Below are 18,104 nucleotides of genomic sequence, written 5' to 3'. Positions count from 1 at the left end.
TCACCTGGAGAAGATCGAGATCGGGTTGACGACGTCGGCGGTGATCGTCAGCAGCGTGAACGCGCCGCCGATCAGGATGACGGCGTAGGTCAACGGCATGAGCTTGTAGTAGTCGACGCGGCCGGGGTCGGGTTTCTTGAGTCGAGCGTAGAGCCACGACCGGGCGCGCTCGTACCAGGCGATGGCTATGTGACCGCCGTCCACCGGCAGCAGCGGCAGCAGGTTGAAGAGCCCGATGAACACGTTCAGCGAGATGAAGATCATCAGGAAGACCTGCGGCACGCCGGCCTCGATCGCCTCGCCGCCCAGCCGGCTCGCGCCGACCACGCTGATCGGGGTGTCGGGATCGCGCTGGTCGCCCGTGATGGAATTCCACAGCGCCGGGACCTTCTCCGGGATCCGCTTCATCGCCGCGAACGACGCCTTCACCAGGCTCCAGCCGTAGTCGAAGCTGGCGCCGACGCCGTCGACCGGCCCGTACGTGACCAGGCCCGGCATGTCGAGCCGCGGACCGATGCCGGCGACCGCGACCTGCTTGACCTCGCCCCGCGGGTCGTCGAGCGGCGCCCGCTGCGCGGCGAGGAGCTTCACGGTGGCGGTGCCGGGCACGCCGTCGCGGGTGTACGCGAACGTGACCTCGCCGGGCGGCAGCGCGCGGATCGTGTCGGTGAGCTGGCCGTAGTTCTGGATCGGCGTGGCACCGACCTGGGTGATCACGTCGCCGGTCTTGAGGCCGGCCGCGGCAGCCGGGGCCTGGGGATCGGTGGGCGCACAGCCCTGCTGGTCGGTGATGACCAGCTGCACGCACTCGCCCACCGAGATCCTGGCCGGGATGGCCCGCTCCTCGGCGGCGGTCTGCGGCAGGTCCGGGTTGGGCAGGCCGACGAAGACGGCGGCGAACCAGGTCGCGACGATCGCCAGCAGGAAGTGGGTGATGGAGCCGGCCGACATGACGACCGTGCGCTTCCACACCGGGAAGCGCCACATGGCCCGCGGCTGGTCCTGCGGCTCGACGTCGTCGTCCTGCGGCGTCATGCCGACGATCTTGCAGAAGCCGCCGAGCGGGATGGCCTTGAGGCCGTACTCGGTCTCGCCGCGCTTGAAGGAGAAGATCGTCGGGCCGAAGCCGACGAAGTACTTCGTGACCTTCATGCCGAACCGCTTGGCCGTGATCATGTGGCCCAGCTCGTGCAGGCTCACCGAGATCAAGATGGCGAGCGCGAACGCCGCTACCCCCAACCAGTACAGCATCAGGCTCCTTCAGCCGCAGTAGCGATCATCCGCTGTGCCTGGGCCCGCGCCCACGCCTCCGCGGCCAGCACCTCTTCGACCGTACTCGGTTCGTCGAAATCGGGGGCCGCCGCGAGCACCGCCGCCAGGGTCTCGACGATGCCCAGAAAAGGTAGCCGACCGGACACGAACGCGGCCACACACTCTTCGTTGGCGGCGTTGTAGATCGCCGGGCGGCAGCGGCCGGTCCGCCCGGCCTCCTTGGCCAGCTCGACCGCGGGGAACGCCTCGGCGTCGAGCGGACGCAGCTCCCAGTTGTGCGCGAGCGTCCAGTCCACCGCGGCGGCGGCCCCGGGGACGCGGTCCGGCCAGGCCAGGGCGAGCGCGATCGGCAGGCGCATGTCGGGCGGGCTGGCCTGGGCGAGCGTGGAGCCGTCGGTGAACTCGACCAGCGAGTGCAGCACCGACTGCGGGTGCACCATCACCTCGATGTCGTCGTACGCGACGCCGAACAGCTCGTGCGCCTCGATCACCTCGAGCCCCTTGTTCACCATCGTCGCCGAGTTGATCGTGACGACCGGTCCCATGTCCCACGTCGGGTGCTTGAGCGCCTCCTCCGGGGTGACGTTCGTCAACTCATCGCGCCGGCGGTCGCGGAACGCCCCGCCGCTGGCGGTGAGGACCAGCCGGCGCACCTCTCGCTCCGCGCCGCCACGCAGGCACTGGGCGAGCGCCGAGTGCTCGGAGTCGACCGGGACGATCTGCCCCGGCCGCGTCACCGCAGCCTTGACCAGCGGGCCGCCGGCCACGAGGGATTCCTTGTTGGCGAGCGCGAGCGTACGGCCGGCGTTCAGCGCGGACAGCGTCGGCGCGAGCCCGAGGCTGCCGACCACCCCGTTGAGCACGACGTCACAGGGCCACTGCGCGAGCTCCGTCATGGCATCCGGGCCGGCCACGATCTTCGGCAGCTTGAAGCCGCCGGTCGCCCATCCCCGCTTCTGCGCCTCGGCGTAGAACGCCAGTTGCAGGTCCTGCACGGCGCTGGCGTGCGCCACCCCCACGACGTCGACGCCCAGTTCCAGCGCCTGGGCGGCGAGCAGCGCCACGTTGCCGCCGCCCGCCCCGATCGCCACGACCCGGAACCGGTCGGGGTTGCGCCGGACGATGTCGATGGCCTGGGTGCCGATGGAACCGGTGGAACCGAGCAGGACGAGCTCACGCATGCCTGCCATCTTCCCGGACGCCCGCACGCCCGCGGCGCTCAGCCCGGCCCGCCGGGCGGTCCGGGCCGGCCGGTCCGGTTCCGGGCCCGGAAGACCGCCCGGTCCAGCAGGTCGCGGAGCTCCATCAGCCGGTCCTCGGCGAGCCCCTCGGTCGGGATCAGGAAGAACTGCTCCTTGCCGAGGCGGACGACCATCAGGCCAGGAAGCTCGTCGTACGCGCTCAGCAGCTCCCACACCGCCTCCGTACGGGCGAGGTCGGTGGCGAAGCCGAACCGGTCGTCGTCGAAGTGGTAGAGGGTCGGACGGGCCAGCAGCCGTACGCCCTCCCGCGTCATCCGCCGGATCACCACCTCGGGCCCCAGCACGCTGAAGATCAGTGCCAGCACGGCCAGCAGCGCGAGGAACGACAGGCCGAAGCCGAAGTAGCCGGTCATCCCGATGACCAGCAGGGGCAGGGCGAGGAGCCGGGCGGGCAGGAACCGCCGGCGCGCCACGTGCCGGACCGCCTCGGCGATCTGCCGCGCGTCCGGCTCGGCGCTGAAGGACAGGGACATGGTGCCTTCCCGCTGCGGGCAGTGGATGGTGCGGGATCGTAGCGGTCGAATGGGTATGTCAGGGGAATGCGACGACTGCGCCGGCTGCTGGCCGCCCCGTTCAGGCCTCTGCGGGGGCGTGACCTCGCGCTGCACGCCGCCGCGGTCACCTTCTACGCCGGGATCGCCGTGGTGCCGGTGGCGCTGCTGGCCATCTGGATCACCGGGCTCATCGCCGGGGCCGACCGCGTACGCCACCTCACCGGCCGCACGATCGACGCCCTGCCCGACGCGATCGGCGCCCCGCACGCTCTGCAACGCCTCATCGACGCGGGCCTGCACCTGACGCCCTGGCTCGCGCTGGCCAGCCTGCTGCCCGCCACCCTGTACGGCGAGGGCCTGCGCCGCGCGTTCGTGAGCCTGAGGGATCCCGGCGAGTCCCTGGTCGGCTGGCGCGGCCGGCTGCTCTGGCTGCCGCTGCTCGCCGCCGCGCCCGCCCTGCTGCTGTCGCTGTTCCTGGCGCTGCCGGTGACCAGCGGCCTCTGGGTCCGCGGCGGCTGGTACGCGGTCGCCGGCGTGATCCTGTCCTTCCTGGCCGCCTGGCTCGTCCTGACCCCCGTGGTGATCTGGGTCTACCGCGGTGTCGCGCCCGGGCGACCGGAGTGGCTGGCGACGACCCTGGTCGGCTCGTTCACCGCCGCGAACCTCTCCGGGTTCCTGCACGGCTTCGTGCTCTTCTGCTCCCTGCCGCTGGACCTGGGCGCGCCGTTCGGCGGGTTCACCGAGATCGGCGGCACGGTGGCGGTGGGTCTGTGGCTGTACCTGTTCCACGTCATCGTGCTCGCCGGGTTCGCCGCCACCCAGAGCGCGAGCGCGTACCAGCGGCTCAGGCGGGCACGGAACGCCGCTGCGGAGCGGGCGCCGGCGGCTCCGGCGTCTCGTGGATCCCGTACCGGGAGTAGAAGCGGCTCAGGAAGCCCGGCGCCCACCAGTTCCAGCGACCCAGCAGCCGCATCGTCGCCGGAACGAGCAGCGCCCTGACCAGCGTCGCGTCCACCACGATCGCGACGATCATGCCGACGCCGATGGTCTTGATGACGGTCACGCCACCGGTGGCGAAGCCCGCCACGACGGTGATGAGCAGCAGCGCGGCCGCGGTGATGATGCCGCCGGTGTGCTGCATGCCGGTCGCGACGGAGGCGGTGTTGTCCCCGGTGCGGTCCCACTCCTCGCGGACGCGGGAGAGCAGGAACACCTCGTAGTCGGTGGCCAGCCCGAACAGCACGGCGAGCACGAGGATCATGTTGCTCGGCTCGATGTAGCCGGTCGACTCGAAGCGCAGCACGTTCTCGAAGTGGCCCTCCTGGAAGATCCAGACCACCACGCCGAACGACGCGCCGATCGACACCAGGTTCATCAGGACGGCCTTGATCGGCAGCAGCACCGAGCCGAACGCGAGGAAGAGCAGCACGATCGTGGCGACCGCCATGATCAGCGCCATGTACGGCAGCCGCGCGGCGAGGCTCTCCAGCAGGTCGAGGTCGACGGCGGGCCGCCCGCCGACGAGCACCTCGGCGCCCGGTGGCGGAGTGAGGTCGCGGATGCCGGAGACGATCCGGCGGGCGTCGGCGTTCGGCAGGTCCGCCGGGTAGGTGACCGTGATCAGCGAGGCGGCGTCGCGCTGGGCGGTGACGGTCGCGCCGCCGACGTCCGGCAGCGCCGCGATGCGCTGAGCCAGGTCGCCGGCGGGGCCCCGGACGAAGACCGAGATCGGGTCCTGGCCGCCACCGGGGAACTCCGCGTCGAGCCGCTCCCCCACCACCCGGGCGGCGCTGCCGGGCGGCAGGACGCGCTCGTCGAAGCCGCCGAACTCGACCCGCAGGAACGGCGCCGCGAACGCCGCGAGGACGACGAGCACGCCGACGACGTACAGGACGGGACGCCGCATGACGCTGCGTGCGAGGCGCTCCCATGCCCCGACCGCCTCGTCGCCACGCCGGCGCTGCGGCAGCGGGATGCGCAGCTTGTCGATGCGGTGGCCGAGCAGGGACAGCACCGCCGGCAGGACCGTCAGGGCGGCGAGCATCGCGACCAGCACGGCGGCCATGCCGCCGATGGCCAGGCCGCCCAGGAACGGCTGCGGAAAGATCAGCAGGCTGGAGAGCGCGAGGACGATCGTCAGCCCGGAGACCATGACCGTACGGCCGGCCGTCGCCACCGTGATGCGGATGGCCGTGGGCACGTCGTTGCCGCGCGCCAGCTCCTCGCGGAAGCGGCTGACGATGAACAGCGAGTAGTCCACCGCCATGCCGAGCCCGAGCAGGGTGATGACGTTGATCGCGAACACCGAGATGTCGGTGAGGTAGGTGAGCCCCCGGATCGCGACGAACGCGCCGAGGATCGCGATGCCGCCGACGAGCAGCGGCGAGAGGGCGGCGATCAGGCCCCGGAAGATCAGCACGAGCAGCACGAACAGCACCGGCAGCGAGAAGATCTCGGCGCGCGTGATGTCCTTCTTGGTCTGCTCGTTGGCCTGATCGGTGAAGGCGACCAGGCCGCCGACCTCGGTCTCCAGCCCGGGCGCGGCGAGTTCCGGCTCCAGCCGGTGGTACGCGGCCGCCTTGCCGTCCTCGCCGCCGGCCTTGAGGTGGACGGCCGCGTACGTGGCGTGCTTGTCGGTACTGACCAGGGCCGGTGAGGCGTCGGGGTCGGTGTAGCCGGCGACATTCTCGACGTCGGCCTGTGCCCGGATCCGGCCGATCGCGGCGGAGACGGCTCCGCGGAAGGACTCATCCGTCACGGTCGCGGTGTCACTGGACCAGAGCACGAGCAGGTCGGGGTTGCGCTGGCCGAGGTGCTGGGAGATCGCCGCGGCGGCGCGGTTGGACTCGCTGCCGGGGTCGTCGTACCCGCCGCCGGTGAGCGCGCCGAAGACACCGGCGCCCCAGGTCGCCCCGGCCACGACGAGCGCCAGGGCGGCGGCAACCACCCACCAGCGCACGCGGACGACCGCCCTGCCCCACCAGCCGAACATCCGCCCGCCTCCCGCACCCAGCCGCTACGCATAGACGCCGCTCACCGTAGGGGGTGAACGGGGCTCGATGGCGCCGACTATGACGACCGCCACGCCCACATCCCTGTCGTACCCGCGACAGGCGGAAAGCACCCGGTGGCCGTCGGCCGGACAGCGCCGAGGCGGCACCGATTTGGGGGGAACTGTCCGCCGATCGGCGCGCTAGAGTCGGCCCTCATGAACGCTCTGCCGCCCCGCGCCGACGTCGTGATCATCGGCTCCGGCCACAACGGCCTGGTCTCCGCCGTGCTGCTCGCCCGCGCCGGCCTCGACGTCGTCGTGCTCGAGGCGGCCGACGTGATCGGCGGCGCCACCCGCACCGAGCACCCGTTCGGCAAGGTGCCCGGCCTCGGGCAGTCCACGGGGTCGTACCTGCTCGGCCTGATGCCGCCCGAGCTGCTGGCGACGCTCGACGTCGACATCCCCGTGCTGCGTCGCGACCCGCACTACTTCCTGCCCACGCCCGGCGGCCCCGGCTCGCCCTATCTGCTGTTCGGCACCGACCGCGAGGCCACGCGCGCGCAGATGGAGCGGTTCTTCTCGCCGCGCGACATCGCCGCCGACGAGGCGCTGCAGGTCGAGATCGCCGCGCTGCGCGCCGATCTCGCACCCGCCTGGCTGCAGGAGCCCGGCTCCGTCGAGGAGATCGCCGACCGGCACATCCGGCCGCAGCTGCAGAGCACCTTCGTCGACCTCGTCCGCGGCTCGGTCGCCGACTACCTGCAGCGCTTCGGGTTCAAGAGCGAACTGCTGATGAGCATGTACGCGGTGACCGACGGCCTGTCCGGGCTGAACGCGGGCCCCGACGACCCCGGCACCGGCCATAACTTCCTCGTGCACAACATGTGCCGCCTGCCGGGTGCGGACGGCACGTGGATGATCGCGGCCGGCGGCATGGGCACGGTCTCGCGCACCTTCGCCGGCGCGGCCCGCGCCGCGGGGGCCCAGATCTTCACGGGTACGCCGGTGAGCGCCGTGACCGTCACCCAGGGGGCTGCCACCGGGGTCGCCCTGGCCGACGGACGCTCCGTGGAGGCCCGGGTCGTCCTGGGTGCCTGTGACCCGTACCAGCTGATGTCGCTCGTGCCCGAGGGCGCGCTCGCGGAGGAACTGACGTCGCGCATGGCCGCGGTCAAGCGGCCCGGCACCACGCTCAAGCTCAACCTGGCGCTGTCCGGCCTTCCGCGCTTCTCCTGCCTCCCCGCGGACGCACCCTCCCCGTTCGGCTCGACCATCCACCTCCTGCCGGGCTCCGCGGGCCTCGCCGGGCCGGCGGAGTCGGATTCGCCGATGGCGGCGCTGCGGGGCATGTGGGCCGACGTCCAGGCCGGGCGTCTGCCCGCCGAGCCGACTATCGAGTGGTACCTGCACACCACCGTCGACCCGTCGCTGCAGGACGATGCCGGGCACCACTCCTCGGCGCTGTTCGTGCAGTCGGTGCCGTACGAGCTGGCCGGCACCACGTGGGACGAGGCGCTGCCCGGCTACGTGACGCGGCTGCTGGAGATCGTCGACCGGTACGCCCCCGGCACGTCGGACCTGGTCGCGGACATGATGCCGCTGACCCCGCCGGGCATCGAGCGGCACTTCGGCATCAGCGGCGGCCACATCCACCACGTCGACAACACGGTCGCGTTCGACCAGCGCATGCCGTACGCGACGGGCCTCGACGGCCTGTACGCGGGCTCGGCGGGCGCCCACCCGGCGGGCAGCGTCATCGGCGCGGCCGGCCACAACGCCGCGCGGCGCATCCTCGCCGATCTGGGGCGGTAACCACCTCGCCCGGTCGGCCTCCCGAGGACGGCCGGGCTCAGGCGACTGCGCGGACCAGCTCGGACAGCGCGGGCCACAGCGACGGGGCCGCGCCGATCGTCAGCTCGGTGGAGAAGTCCGGGCCGTGCCCGCCGAGCACCACACCGGCCTCCCGGGCGATCAGGGCGCCCGCCGCGATGTCCCACAGGTTCGTGTCCAGCGCCAGGCCGCCGTCGAGCCGGCCGGCGGCCTGGTACACCAGGTTGAGGGCCGCCGGGACCCGGCGGATGTCGCCCGACACCGGGAGCAGCTTCCGGATCACCCGGCCGGCGCGCTCCTTGGTCGCCGGGTTCGGCTGGAAGCTCACCCCGACGAGCGCCTCGTGCAGCTGCCGCCCACCCGGCGCGGTGATCGGCTCGCCGTTGAGCAGGGCGCCGGCACCGTCGACGGCGCTGAACGTCTCACCGGCGGCCGGGTCGTGCACGACCGCCGCCCGGGCCCGGTCGTCGTGGTACAGCGCGATGCACACCGACCAGGGGCCGGTGCGGCTCACGTAGTTGCGGGTGCCGTCGAGCGGGTCCACGATCCACGACCAGCCGGTCGAGCCGGCCCGGCCGTGCCCCTCCTCGGCCTGGACGGCGTCACCGGGCCACGCGGCGACGATTCCGTCCACGATGAGGCGCTCGCTGGCGATGTCGACGTCGGAGACGACGTCGTTGACGTGGGCCTTGGGCGCGCCCATCCGCAGCGTGTCGCGCCGCTCCAGCTGCAAGCGGCCGGCGCGGACAGCCAGGTCGACGGCGAGGTCACGGGCGGCGAGAAGGTCACGGTCATCCATCGCGACGAAGGTTACCGGGTGTTCTCCCACTCACGCAGAATGAAGGGGCCAGGGCCGGCGAATGCTGGGCCCCGGCCCCGGCCTCGGCGTGAGCGACGGTCAGCACCACCCACCGAGCTGCGACATCTGCTTATGAAGTGGCTTTCTCGGCGCGGATCTTGTGGCCGACGCTGGTGAGGCAGCGGCCGGTCGGCAGGTCGAACTTCCATCCGTGCAGCTGGCAGGTGAGCACGTTGCCGTCCACGATCCCGAAGCGGCTGAGGTCCGCCTTCAGGTGCGGGCAGCGGCGCTGGACCGTCCAGTCGCCGAGCTGGGTGTCCTCGGACTCGACCGACTTCTCGTGCTCGTCGTACCAGCCCTCGGCGTACTGCAGGCGTTCCTCGCTGAGGCACTTGAAGAACGCGTAGACGAACTCGTTGTACTGGCCGATGCGGGCGGCGGTGAAGCGGCACGAGAGGAAGAGCGAGTTCACCCAGTCGCCCTCGTCGATGAAGATCAGGTGCTCGATGAGCTCGCGCTGGGTGCGGAAGCGGTAGCGGACCTTCTCGTCGGCGTACGGGCGCACCTGCTTGCCGGGGAAGTCCACCACGATCGACTCGACCGCGTCGCCGTCGTAGCTGACCAGGTCGAAGCGGACCGGACCGCCGACGCCCTTGGCCAGGTAGATCGACTCCTCGAGCAGCGGCTCGATGCGCTTCTTCAGCTCGCCCAGCACGTCGATCTCGGGGTGCCGCCAGGACGCCTTCTCGGCGGCGATGATCGGCGCCTTGCGCTCGCGCATCTCCTCGAGGTGGGCCTTCTTGTTGGCGAAGAACTCGTCGACGTCGGTCGGGTGGGTGGTGTCGATGCTGTCCGTGGTGAGCTCCGAGACGCTACCGGGCAGCAGAACCACACCGTTGGTGCCGCCGACCTTCGCGTACTCGCTCATGAACACCGACTGGTCGGGGAAAATGTTCCCCTCGTCGCCGAAGATGTCGTTGAACTGCCACAGCTCGTCGTCGAGGAAGCACGGCGGGCCGGCGATCGGGAAGACGTGGTCGGCCTTGAGGTCGTCGATGTAGCGCCAGGTCCGGTCGAACTGCCGGTCACGCTTCTGCTTGCCGAACGCGGTCTTCGCGGCCTGGGGCAGCTCGTAGACCATCGGGTACCAGATCGCGCCGGAGAACTGCAGCATGTGGGCGTGCACGTGGCCGAGCTCCGCGAAGACGGACAGGTCCGTGGGGCGCGCGTCGTTCTGGTTGAGCACGCGGACGCCGTCGTACTCGACCCAGAGCGACGAGTCGCCGATCGGGCCGTCGGTGGGGCTGATCAGCGCCTGGATCATCACCTTGAGGCCGCCGTCGAGCTCGTGCACCTCGTTGGACTTCGTCTTGAGGAAGCTCGTGAAGCCCAGATCACGCAGCTCGTCCTCGAGCTGGCTGGTCGGGTACTCCGGGAGCAGGACGGTCGCCTTCTTGCTGATGAACCGCTTGAGGTGCTCGGCGTCGAAGTGGTCGCGGTGCAGGTGGGAGACGTACAGGTAGTCGACGTCGCCCAGCGTCTCCCAGTCGAGCAGCGAGTTGTCGGGGAACGGGAACCACGACGCGAAGTACGCCGGGTTGACCCACGGGTCGCACAGGATGCTGCCCGCGCCCGTGTCGATCCGCATGCTGGCATGCCCAGTGCCCGTGATCCGCACCGTGTCACTCCCTCGTCCGACGGTTCCGACGGCATCGAAGGTACCGGGTACGGGTTGGTGAGCCGCGCGCGGAGCCGCCGTGCGAGACTGACGATGACGTTCGCACCGCTTCCTCGAGGAGGACCGAGTCGTGGCAGAAGAGCCGGTTTACGCGCCTGACCAGCTCAAGCCGGGCAACCGCAAGTGGGCCCGCCGGGGCGCCATCGGATCGGCCGCGATCCTGCTGCTCTACTTGTGGGGCAACCACGAGGGCAACACCGAGAACCTCTGGCTGATCGGCATCGCGGTGCTGCTCATCGTGATCGTGCTGGCCGACTCGGTGCTGCGGCGCAACGGGCTCAAGGCCAACGACCAGTAGCCCTTCTCAGCACCGAACGGCCCGCCTCCCCGTCGGGGAAGCGGGCCGTTCCGCGTTGTTCCGGGCTCAGCGGCCGCGCAGCAGGATGTCCTTGACCTCGCGCAGGGCGGCGTCGACCTCGGCCTCGAAGTAGCCGCCGGGGACCAGCCCGAACTGCAGCGTGTCGAGCTCGTTCTCGGGCACCGGCATCGGGCCGCGACCGGTCATCGCCTGCAGGATGCTCTCGAACAGGCGGTCCACCTGCACCGGGTCGTACCCGCTGCCGAAGCGCCGCGGCTGGAACGTGCGGCGCAGCTGGTCCACCCGGTAGAGCTCGGGGCTGCCGCCCTGACCGCCACCCATCGGCGGGGGGCCACCCATGGGCGGGCCACCCATCGGCGGGCCGCTCATCGGGGGCGCGCTCATGGGCGCCGGGCCGCCGAAGCCGCCCCGCTCCCGCTCGGGCATGCGGATCTCCGCGGTCATGTCGGCCTTGCCGTGCCGGCCGGGCTCGAACTGCTCGTAGCCACCGGTGTCGTAGCCCTGCGGGGCCTGGGGACGCTGCGGCGGTTGCTGCTGGCCGTAGCCAGGCTCCTCGTAGCGCCCGTACGGGTCAGGGCCGGGCATCTGCGGCCGCTGCGGCATGGGCTGCGGCTGCAGGCGCTCCTCGTGCAGGTACGGGTCGCGGCCGTACTGGTCGTCACGCGCGTACTGATCGTCGCGGGCGAACTGGTCGTCACGCGCGAACTGGTCGTCGCGGGCGAACTGGCGATCGTCGCGCACCGGGGCGGGGAGACGCTCGGTGGGCGGGGCACCGCGGCCCAGCGCCTGGCTCATCCGGTCGCCCATGCGCTCGGGCGGCATGCCCCCGCGCATCGGCTCGGGCTGCATGCGGACCTCGGCGCGGCCGGCTCCGGGGCCGCCGCCGCCACGCTCCTCGAACTCGGCCAGCTGCCGCTCGACCCGGTCGAGGTGCAGGTCGACCTGCCACTCGTCGTACCCGCCGAAACGCACGCGGAAGACGACGTCGTGCACCTCCTGGGCGCCGACGGGCGCGCCGGCCTGCTCGCCGGCGAGGGTGGCCTCGACCCGGTCGAGGAAGGCGTCGACCTCGTCCACCTTGTAGCCGCGGCGCAGTGCGCGACGGCGGAAACGCTGCCCCTGACTCGTCACAACGTCTCCCAAATTCGCGTCTGCTGGGAACTGAGCCCAGTCATCGTGCCACCTCCGCGTCAGCGGCGGCGCCCCCAGCGTCCACCACCGTCAGCTCACTTGCGGCCAGCTGGCCGCACGCACCGTCGATCTCCCGGCCCCGGGTGTCCCGCACCGTGGTGGCGACGCCCGCCTCCCGCAGCCGGCGGACGAACTCGCGCTCGACCGGCTTGGGGCTGGCGTCCCACTTGCTGCCCGGTGTCGGGTTGAGCGGGATCAGGTTCACATGCGCCAGCTTGCCGTGCAGCAGCCTGCCAAGCAGGTCGGCACGCCAGGGCTGATCGTTTACGTCCCTGATCAGGGCGTATTCGATGGAGATCCGACGCCCGGTCTGCGCCGCGTAGTCGAACGCGGCATCGAGCACCTCGGCCACCTTCCAACGCTGGTTGACAGGCACTAGCTCATCGCGCAGATCATCATCGGGGGCGTGCAGGGACAACGCAAGGGTCACCGACAGCTCTTCGGCGATCAACCGGCGCATTGCGGGCACGAGCCCCACGGTGGAGACGGTGATGTGCCGTTGTGACAGGCCCAGGCCCTCCGGCGCCGGCGCGGTGAGGCGGCGCACGGCCTGGATCACCCGGGGGTAGTTGGCCAGCGGCTCGCCCATCCCCATGAAGACGACCCGGGACAGCCGCGGCGGCGAACCGGTGACCGCGCCCGACGCGGCGACGCCGGCCAGGTAGACGACCTGGTCGACGATCTCGGCCACGGACAGGTTGCGGGTCAGCCCGGCCTGGCCGGTCGCGCAGAAGGGGCAGGCCATGCCGCAGCCCGCCTGGCTGGAGACACAGGCGGTGATCCGGTCGGGATAACCCATCAGGACGCTCTCCACCATGGCGCCGTCGTGCAGCCGCCACAGCGTCTTGCGGGTGGCGCCGTCGTCGCAGGCGAGCTCCCGCTGCGGGGTCAGCAGCGTCGGCAGCAGGTCCTCGGCGAGGCGGGCGCGGGCGGCGGCCGGCAGGTCGGTCATCGCCTCCGGGTCGCGCACGAGCCGGCCGAAGTAGTGCGTGGAGAGCTGCTTCGCGCGGAACGCGGGCTCGCCCAGGTCGGCGACGGCGGCCTTCCGGCCGGCCAGGTCGAGGTCGGCGAGGTGGCGCGGGGGCATGGTGGGGCGACGCCGCGTGGTGACCGCGTCGGGAGCGTCGGGGCTGGTCGGGATGACCGGAAGAATCGTCATGGCATAACCAGTCTCCCACGTCGGGCGCGCACGCCTACCCCGGCGGCGCGATCAGCGAGAGCAGCAGGTATGCGGCCGGCACCGCGAACAGGATCGAGTCGAGCCGGTCCATGACCCCGCCGTGGCCGGGCAGCAGGTTGCTCATGTCCTTGATGCCGATGTCGCGCTTGAGCATGGACTCGGCCAGGTCGCCGACCACCGCGGCGACGGAGATCACAGCCCCGAACAGCAGACCCCAATAGAAAGGTACGTCCAGCAGGAAGTACACGAGCAGGGCACCGCCGACCGCCGCCGCGGTGACCGAGCCGGCGAAGCCCTCCCAGGACTTCTTGGGGCTGATCCGGGGCGCCATCGGGTGCTTGCCGAAGAAGACGCCGGCCGCGTACCCGCCGGTGTCGGACAGCACCACGGCGAGCAGCGTGCACAGCACCCGGCTGGGGCCGTCGTCCGGCTTGACCAGCAGCACGCCGAAGCTCAGCAGGAACGGCACGTACACGGCGATGAGCGCGGCGGCCGCCATGTCCCGCCGGAAGCCCACCTTGTGCTCGCTGAAGCGCCAGACCAGGGCCGCCAGCAGGGTGGCGAGCAGGCCGATCTCGAGCGCGTCGGGTCCCTCGTACCAGGCCAGGCCGGTCATCAGCAGGCCGCCGCCGACCAGCGGAACCAGCGGCGGCCGCGCGCCGGTGACCTTGAGGGCCCGGACCATCTCCCAGATCCCGACGCCCGAGGCCAGCGCGATCACACCGAGGAAGGCAGGCTTCCAGACGAGCATCGACGCGAGCACGACCAGCACCAGGCTCGCACCGACGGCGATGGCGGCGGGCAGGTTGCGTCCCGCCCGGCCGGCCGGCTGCTTCTGCGGCGCCGGCCGCCCGTCCCGTCCCGCACGCCGCTTCCCCGGGCCACGGCGGGTCGTCTCGGCTGTGGTCAACTCCCACTCCGCCTGTGAGGTCGAGGTGGCGGCGGTGGGCGCGGCCCACGCCGGCTCGGGGACGAACGGCGGGTCCGCGTGGTCCGAGGGCGCGGTCACCTGCTCAGGGGACGCGGTCACCCAGTTGGGCGCGGTCGGCTGGTGGGCCCAGGAGGGGTCGGGCTGATTGCCGCCGTGAACCGGTCCGGTCGGCGCTCCGTCCTGCGCCGCGGCCGGCGGCACGGCGCGCGGGCCGTTCTGCGGTGCCGCGCCGGGCTGCGGCATTCCCCGCAGGCCACCGTCCTGCGCCGCGGTGCGCGGTGCCGCGTCGGACTGGGGCACTCCGCGCGGGCCGCCGTCCTGCGCCGCGCCAGGCGGCACGGCGCGCGGCGCCGGGGCGCCGCGGCCGGTGACGGGCGGGATGAGCCCCTCGGCGGGCGGCCGGTTACCGGCGTACGGCGGCGGGGCGTCGGAGGGATCAGACGCCCGGCTGCCGGGATGCCCGCCGCGGGGCTCGAGGTACGACATCAGACCTCGAGAAGCTCGGCTTCCTTGTGCTTGACGAGCTCGTCGACGACGCCGACGTACTTGTGCGTGACGTCGTCGAGCTCCTTCTCGGCACGCCGGCCGTCGTCCTCGCCCGCGTCGCCGTCCTTGACGAGGCGGTCGAGCTGCTCCTTGGCCTTGCGGCGCACGTTGCGGATCGCCACGCGGCCCTCCTCGGCCTTGTGCCGCGCCACCTTGATCATTTCGCGGCGCCGCTCCTCCGTCATCTGCGGGAGGTGGATGCGCAGCTGGGTGCCCTCGTTGTTCGGGTTGACGCCGAGGTCGGAGTCGCGGATCGCCCGCTCGATCGCGCCGAGCTGCGACTGGTCGTACGGCTTGACGATCACCATGCGCGGCTCGGGTACGCCGACGGAGGCCATCTGGGTCACCGGGGTGGGCGCGCCGTAGTAGTCGACGACGATCTTGGAGAACATCGCCGGCGTGGCACGGCCCGTACGGATCGCGGCGAACTCCTCCTTGGCGTGCTCGACCGCGCTCTCCATCTTCTCTTCGGCCTCGAAGAGGATCTCATCGATCACCGCTCCGTCGCCTCCTTGCTTCTCTTCATGCGTCCGATGGTGGTTGTGGCGCGGGATCAGGCGGTGATCAAGGTACCGATCTTCTCGCCGCTGACGGCTCGGACGATCGTGTCGTCACCCTGGGCCCCGAAGACGAGCATCGGCAGGCCGTTCTCCTCGCAGAGGCTGAAGGCCGCCTGGTCGGCGACGCGCAGGCCCTGCTGCAGCACGCCGGCGAAGGTGATGTGGTCGATCTTGCGGGCGTCGGGGTCGGTCCGCGGGTCCGCGGTGTAGACGCCGTCGACGCCGTTCTTGCTCATCAGCACGAGGTCCGCGTGGATCTCCAGGGCGCGCTGGGCCGTGACCGTGTCGGTGGAGAAGTACGGCATGCCGGCGCCGGCGCCGAAGATCACGACGCGGCCCTTCTCGAGGTGGCGGATCGCGCGCAGCGGGATGTACGGCTCGGCGACCTGGGCCATCGTGATCGCGGTCTGCACCCGCGTCTCGATGCCCTCCTTCTCGAGGAAGTCCTGCAGGGCCAGGCAGTTCATGACCGTGCCCAGCATGCCCATGTAGTCGGCGCGGTTGCGGTCCATGCCGCGCTTCTGCAGCTCGGCGCCGCGGAAGAAGTTCCCGCCGCCGACCACGACCGCGACCTGGACGCCGCGGCGGGTGACGGTGGCGATCTGCCGGGCGATGCCCTGCACGACGTCGGGGTCGACGCCGACCGCGCCGCCGCCGAAGACCTCGCCGGAGAGCTTGAGAACGACCCGCCGGGGCCGATCGGGTCGCTGCGCCGGGACCTCGCCCACCGCGACAGTCTGCTCGGTCACCATCGTCATGCCGACCCCGCCCTTCCTTCGCTAACAGAAGACCTTATGTGACGGGGAGGCCGGGCGCTTGTCTCGCGTCCCGGCCTCCCGCGCAGTGCGCTGGTGCCTGGATTACTCCTGGCCGACCTCGAACCGGACGAAGCGCGTGACCTCGATGCCGGCCTCGGCCGCGACCTGCTTGACCGTCTTCTTGTTGTCGGTGACCGACGGCTGCTCGAGCAGGACGAAGTCCTTGAAGAAGGAGTTCACCCGGCCCTCGACGATCTTCGGCAGGGCCTGCTCGGGCTTGCCCTCCTCGCGCGCGGTCTCCTCGGCGATACGACGCTCGTTCTCGACCGTCTCGGCGGGAACCTCGTCGCGGGTGAGGAACTTCGGGCGCATGGCGGCGATCTGCATGCCGACGGCGCGGGCGTCATCGACGCCGGCCTCGTCGTCCTTGCCGGTGTACTGCACCAGGACGCCCACCTGCGGCGGCAGGTCCTGGGCCTTGCGGTGCAGGTAGACCGCGACGGTGCCGTCGAGCTCGGCGAAGCGGTTCACCACGATCTTCTCGCCGATCTTGGCGGAGAAGTCCTGGATCACGTCGGCGACGGCGCGGCCGTCCTCGAGCTTCGAACCGAGCAGCGCGGCGGCGTCCGCGGCCTTGGACTTGGAGCCGTGCTCGACCAGCTGCTGACCCAGCGCGACGAAGTCCGGGGTCTTGGCGACGAAGTCGGTCTCGCAGTTGAGCTCGAGCAGCGCCTTGCCGGAGTGGCTGACGATGCCGTTGGCGGCCGTACGGCCGGCACGCTTGCCGACGTCCTTGGCGCCCTTGATGCGCAGGAACTCGACGGCCTTGTCGAAGTCACCGTCCGACTCGTCGAGCGCCTTCTTGCAGTCCATCATGCCGGCGCCGGTGAGGTCGCGGAGCTTCTTCACGTCCGCGGCGGTGTAGTTGGCCATGACTCTCTCTGATCCTTTGGAAGTCTCGCTGGCTGTCGGTGAACGCCGGCCGCCCGCAGGCGGCCGGCGTCGGCGGACTTACTCGGCGGCGGTCGCGACCGGCTCGGCGGCGGGGGCGGCCTCGGCAGCGGGGGCAGCCTCGGCGGCGGGGGCCGGGGCGGCCTCGGCGGCGGGGGCCGCAGCCGGCTCGGCGTCGGCGGCCTTCTTCTCGGCGCCCTCGTACAGGTCGCGCTCCCACTCGGGCAGCGGCTCGCCGGCGGCGACGGTCGCCTCGGGCTTCGCATCGGCGTCGCCCCGGTTACGGCCGGAGCGGGCGATGAGACCGTCGGCGACGGCGGCGGCGACGACCTTGGTCAGCAGCTCGGCGGAGCGGATCGCGTCGTCGTTGCCCGGGATCGGGAAGTCGACCTCGTCCGGGTCACAGTTGGTGTCGAGCACCGCGATGACCGGGATGCCCAGCTTGCGGGCCTCGTCGACGGCGATGTGCTCCTTCTTGGTGTCGACGACCCAGATCGCCGACGGCACCTTCGTCATGTCCCGCAGACCACCGAGGGTCTTGGTGAGCTTGGTCTTCTCCCGGTACAGCTGGAGGGTCTCCTTCTTGGTGTACCCGGCGGCGGTGCCGGTCAGGTCACCCAGAGCCTCGAGCTCCTTCATGCGCTGCAGACGCTTGTACACCGTCTGGAAGTTGGTGAGCATGCCACCCAGCCAGCGGTGGTTCACGTACGGCTGGCCGACGCGGGTCGCCTGCTCGGCGATCGCCTCCTGGGCCTGCTTCTTGGTGCCGACGAAGAGGATGTGGCCACCCTCGGCGACGGTGTCCCGCACGTACGCGTAGGCCTTCTCGATGTAGTCGAGGGTCTGGCGCAGGTCGATGATGTAGATACCGTTGCGCTCGGTGAAGATGAAGCGCTTCATCTTCGGGTTCCAACGCCGGGTCTGGTGCCCGAAGTGGACACCGCTCTCCAGCAGCTGGCGCATGGTCACGACGGCCATGGTGGGTTGCTCCCTGTTTTCCCTGGTTGTCACGCTCACCGGCGGTGGGCGTCCTGGCGCCCGGTCGCCGGCCCAGGGTGGGCCCGACGGATCGGGACCAGGGAGGGCCGTCGCTGACGGCTCATGATCGAAGGCACTCATCGAGCACGGCACGTGGCAGAGGGCGCGCGAGGTCGACCGCGCGAGACGGTCGCCGTCGACAAGCATACGCCGTGCGCTGCGGGGCCCGCTTCCGGGCGGGGTGCCGGCCCGGTTTCCGCCGCGAACGGCGATCCACGTCCGGTTTGACCGTTTCCACCGAGC

15 protein-coding genes and 1 pseudogene are annotated in these 18,104 nt (G+C 71.4%); 3 read left to right on the top strand and 13 right to left on the bottom strand.

Features of this window, described 5'->3' with window-relative positions; all coding sequences use genetic code 11:
* The 3 genes from COUCH_RS08330 to COUCH_RS08320 are packed head-to-tail and all read right to left on the bottom strand — an operon-like array spanning position 1 to position 3,007.
* On the bottom strand, positions 1 to 1,251 hold the full coding sequence (locus COUCH_RS08330; RefSeq protein ID WP_249611493.1) for a M50 family metallopeptidase: 1,251 nt from the start codon (positions 1,249 to 1,251) through the stop codon (positions 1 to 3).
* Positions 1,251 to 2,462, bottom strand: coding sequence for a 1-deoxy-D-xylulose-5-phosphate reductoisomerase (gene dxr, locus COUCH_RS08325; protein ID WP_249611492.1), 1,212 nt, complete (start codon positions 2,460 to 2,462; stop codon positions 1,251 to 1,253). Before dxr ends, COUCH_RS08330 begins: the two co-directional genes overlap by 1 nt.
* 29 nt (positions 2,463 to 2,491) lie before the next feature.
* The gene (locus COUCH_RS08320) at positions 2,492 to 3,007 is read right to left on the bottom strand and encodes a YcxB family protein (protein WP_249611491.1); all 516 of its coding nucleotides are present in this window, start codon (positions 3,005 to 3,007) and stop codon (positions 2,492 to 2,494) included.
* 66 nt (positions 3,008 to 3,073) lie between these two features.
* On the opposite strand from COUCH_RS08320, the gene COUCH_RS08315 reads away from it, so the two are divergent.
* Positions 3,074 to 4,027, top strand: coding sequence for a YhjD/YihY/BrkB family envelope integrity protein (locus COUCH_RS08315; RefSeq protein ID WP_249611490.1), 954 nt, complete (start codon positions 3,074 to 3,076; stop codon positions 4,025 to 4,027).
* Here the strand turns inward: COUCH_RS08315 and COUCH_RS08310 are convergent.
* Positions 3,996 to 6,020, bottom strand: a pseudogene (locus COUCH_RS08310) (MMPL family transporter); the annotation flags it as partial. The gene COUCH_RS08315 and the pseudogene COUCH_RS08310 sit on opposite strands and share 32 nt — an antisense overlap.
* Positions 6,021 to 6,236: 216 nt before the next feature.
* On the opposite strand from COUCH_RS08310, the gene COUCH_RS08305 reads away from it, so the two are divergent.
* Positions 6,237 to 7,832 (top strand): phytoene desaturase family protein, encoded by a 1,596-nt coding sequence (locus COUCH_RS08305; RefSeq protein ID WP_249611489.1) that lies wholly within the window; start codon positions 6,237 to 6,239, stop codon positions 7,830 to 7,832.
* 37 nt (positions 7,833 to 7,869) lie between these two features.
* Here the strand turns inward: COUCH_RS08305 and COUCH_RS08300 are convergent, their stop codons facing one another.
* Positions 7,870 to 8,649, bottom strand: a complete 780-nt coding sequence (locus COUCH_RS08300; protein WP_249611488.1) for an inositol monophosphatase family protein — start codon at positions 8,647 to 8,649, stop codon at positions 7,870 to 7,872.
* Between the two features lie 130 nt (positions 8,650 to 8,779).
* Positions 8,780 to 10,321, bottom strand: coding sequence for a Rieske 2Fe-2S domain-containing protein (locus COUCH_RS08295; RefSeq protein ID WP_249613625.1), 1,542 nt, complete (start codon positions 10,319 to 10,321; stop codon positions 8,780 to 8,782).
* A gap of 136 nt (positions 10,322 to 10,457) precedes the next feature.
* Between COUCH_RS08295 and COUCH_RS08290 the strand changes: the two genes are divergently transcribed.
* Positions 10,458 to 10,685 carry a DUF2631 domain-containing protein gene (locus tag COUCH_RS08290; protein ID WP_249611487.1) on the top strand — a complete coding sequence of 76 codons (228 nt, stop codon included), beginning with the start codon at positions 10,458 to 10,460 and terminating at the stop codon, positions 10,683 to 10,685.
* A 66-nt stretch (positions 10,686 to 10,751) separates the two neighbouring features.
* Here COUCH_RS08290 and COUCH_RS08285 read toward each other — a convergent pair whose 3' ends face one another.
* The 7 genes from COUCH_RS08285 to rpsB all read right to left on the bottom strand — a co-directional run bounded on the left by COUCH_RS08285 (position 10,752) and on the right by rpsB (position 17,801).
* The gene (locus COUCH_RS08285) at positions 10,752 to 11,837 is read right to left on the bottom strand and encodes a DivIVA domain-containing protein (protein WP_249611486.1); all 1,086 of its coding nucleotides are present in this window, start codon (positions 11,835 to 11,837) and stop codon (positions 10,752 to 10,754) included.
* Between the two features lie 40 nt (positions 11,838 to 11,877).
* Positions 11,878 to 13,056, bottom strand: a complete 1,179-nt coding sequence (gene rlmN, locus COUCH_RS08280; RefSeq protein WP_199511875.1) for a 23S rRNA (adenine(2503)-C(2))-methyltransferase RlmN — start codon at positions 13,054 to 13,056, stop codon at positions 11,878 to 11,880.
* Positions 13,057 to 13,090: 34 nt separating this feature from the next.
* A complete protein-coding gene (locus COUCH_RS08275) occupies positions 13,091 to 14,494 on the bottom strand; it encodes a phosphatidate cytidylyltransferase (RefSeq protein WP_249611485.1) in 1,404 nt (467 codons plus the stop codon).
* Complete coding sequence (gene frr / locus COUCH_RS08270) at positions 14,494 to 15,051, bottom strand: ribosome recycling factor (protein WP_249611484.1); 558 nt, start codon at positions 15,049 to 15,051, stop codon at positions 14,494 to 14,496. The genes COUCH_RS08275 and frr overlap by 1 nt, the downstream gene beginning before the upstream one ends.
* A 56-nt stretch (positions 15,052 to 15,107) precedes the next feature.
* On the bottom strand, positions 15,108 to 15,872 hold the full coding sequence (pyrH, locus tag COUCH_RS08265; protein ID WP_199511873.1) for a UMP kinase: 765 nt from the start codon (positions 15,870 to 15,872) through the stop codon (positions 15,108 to 15,110).
* 102 nt (positions 15,873 to 15,974) lie between these two features.
* On the bottom strand, positions 15,975 to 16,805 hold the full coding sequence (gene tsf / locus COUCH_RS08260) for a translation elongation factor Ts (RefSeq protein ID WP_249611483.1): 831 nt from the start codon (positions 16,803 to 16,805) through the stop codon (positions 15,975 to 15,977).
* 78 nt (positions 16,806 to 16,883) lie between these two features.
* Positions 16,884 to 17,801: a 30S ribosomal protein S2 gene (rpsB, locus tag COUCH_RS08255; RefSeq protein ID WP_249611482.1), complete on the bottom strand. Its 918-nt coding sequence runs from the start codon at positions 17,799 to 17,801 to the stop codon at positions 16,884 to 16,886.
* Positions 17,802 to 18,104: the final 303 nt, after the last annotated feature.

It is taken from the genome of Couchioplanes caeruleus (assembly GCF_023499255.1).
Lineage (GTDB): Bacteria > Actinomycetota > Actinomycetes > Mycobacteriales > Micromonosporaceae > Actinoplanes > Actinoplanes caeruleus_A.
The sequence above is the reverse complement of the archived record's forward strand: the minus strand, read 5'-3'. Positions and strand labels throughout refer to the sequence as shown.

Bases quoted from the DNA above. Each gene is read 5' to 3' on its own strand.
- COUCH_RS08330 (WP_249611493.1), bottom strand. From the start codon at position 1,251: ATGCTGTACTGGTTGGGGGTAGCGGCGTTCGCGCTCGCCATCTTGATC.
- dxr (WP_249611492.1), bottom strand. From the start codon at position 2,462: ATGGCAGGCATGCGTGAGCTCGTCCTGCTCGGTTCCACCGGTTCCATC.
- COUCH_RS08320 (WP_249611491.1), bottom strand. From the start codon at position 3,007: ATGTCCCTGTCCTTCAGCGCCGAGCCGGACGCGCGGCAGATCGCCGAG.
- COUCH_RS08315 (WP_249611490.1), top strand. From the start codon at position 3,074: ATGCGACGACTGCGCCGGCTGCTGGCCGCCCCGTTCAGGCCTCTGCGG.
- COUCH_RS08305 (WP_249611489.1), top strand. From the start codon at position 6,237: ATGAACGCTCTGCCGCCCCGCGCCGACGTCGTGATCATCGGCTCCGGC.
- COUCH_RS08300 (WP_249611488.1), bottom strand. From the start codon at position 8,649: ATGGATGACCGTGACCTTCTCGCCGCCCGTGACCTCGCCGTCGACCTG.
- rlmN (WP_199511875.1), bottom strand. From the start codon at position 13,056: ATGACGATTCTTCCGGTCATCCCGACCAGCCCCGACGCTCCCGACGCG.
- COUCH_RS08275 (WP_249611485.1), bottom strand. From the start codon at position 14,494: ATGTCGTACCTCGAGCCCCGCGGCGGGCATCCCGGCAGCCGGGCGTCT.
- pyrH (WP_199511873.1), bottom strand. From the start codon at position 15,872: ATGACGATGGTGACCGAGCAGACTGTCGCGGTGGGCGAGGTCCCGGCG.
- tsf (WP_249611483.1), bottom strand. From the start codon at position 16,805: ATGGCCAACTACACCGCCGCGGACGTGAAGAAGCTCCGCGACCTCACC.
- rpsB (WP_249611482.1), bottom strand. From the start codon at position 17,801: ATGGCCGTCGTGACCATGCGCCAGCTGCTGGAGAGCGGTGTCCACTTC.